Origin of the sequence: Methanoregula sp. (assembly GCF_002835825.1) — an archaeon.
In the GTDB taxonomy this organism is placed as follows: domain Archaea; phylum Halobacteriota; class Methanomicrobia; order Methanomicrobiales; family Methanospirillaceae; genus Methanoregula.
The window spans coordinates 1-1,427 of the sequence record NZ_PIZH01000528.1; the positions used below are offsets into that span (position 1 = coordinate 1).

Genomic DNA, 1,427 nt, shown 5'->3' on the forward strand with positions numbered 1-1,427 from the left:
CTACGGGTGTTGGGACTTTGAACCAAGCTGGAAACTTTATGAAACACTTGATATCCTCTAATGCGTCCAGTCCTTCGGCAAATTTCTTCTCAGTTATTGAATCGTAAGCGATATACTCATACAACGAATGTTTGACCTTTACAATCCGATCGTTGATAAATTCCTTCTCGTGGTCCTGCGTCCTGAACCGGCTCATCTCGTAGGCAATCTCGTTCAGCCGCTCGTACTGGATCCCTTCGATGATAATCCGGTGAAGTTCATCCTGGATACATTTCACTGATGCATCCATGAATGCTTGGGGATTCCTGGTGAAATCATCGAGCCGTCCGGACCTCTTCAGGATCTGAAAAATTGTATGCCGGGTCAGTTCGACACGGCTCTGGATATATAAGAGGATGTCGGGAACATGAGTCCTCTTTGTGGAAAACTCTTCGTTTGAGATCATAACCTCTGCCGATTTGATTCCTGATGTTTCGAATGAGAGATCGGCAATCCTTGTTGTGATCTTCAACGGTTCGATTTTCTCCATCTTTTTTATCGCAGCAGCCGCGTCGTGGATGAGTTCTTCGGTAGTGTAATTGACGGCGTAGATTGTCTTCTGGCTGATGGCGTTCCAGAATTTTTCAAACTCTGGGTCCATCAGCACTTCTTCCCGTACCTTACACTTTCGAGGCTGGTATTTGGTAATGTGGTTCTCGATCTTGTGTCGGTCAATAATATCGATGATCTGTCGCGTCAACGGGCGTGCCTGCTCCGGGACATCGAAGGTGTGGGTTTCGACAGCTTTAGTAAATGACTCCGTTATCCGGCCGTCACTTTCGATCCAGCCGTTCTTTTGCAGATGCCCCCAGAGTTCCTCGGTCTCTTCTGGAGAAAGGGGCCGCTCTTCACCGGGCTCTCCAATTTTGAGTTCCCTGAATGCTTCAACAGGGAGGCGACCGAAGACGACTCCCTCTTCCTCAAATTCGCTCTGGAGAGCGGCAACAAAGTCATGGTAACTCTCGTTTGCAACGACAACGAGGTTGTTGATATCATTGTTGAAAACCCGGTCCCCGTCCTTATTCACCGGAAGCCGAAGGCCACGGCCGATCTCCTGTCGCTTCTTGAGCGTCGAGACAGGCACATTCAGCGTACAGATCTGGAAGACATTCGGATTGTCCCAGCCTTCACGGAGGGCCGAGTGCGAGAAGATGAATTTTAGTGGATTCTTTGGATCAAGAAGTTTTTCCTTGTCCTTCATGATGAGGTTATACGTGTCCTCATCCATCTTTGAACGACCTTCGGTATCCCGGAACTGGCCTTTGTTATCCTTCGAGAAGTACCCGTTGTGGACTTCTTCAGCAGGGAGGATATCGAGGCCGGTTTTTTTGTATTCAGTGGCGAGATCACGGTATGCTTCTTCGAACCATTTTGCATAGGTTCCTTGC

Annotated in this window: 1 pseudogene; it reads right to left on the reverse strand. The window is 48.5% G+C overall.

Annotated elements, in window-relative coordinates:
* Positions 1-1,427: pseudogene (locus tag CW742_RS12970) on the reverse strand (hypothetical protein); the annotation flags it as partial.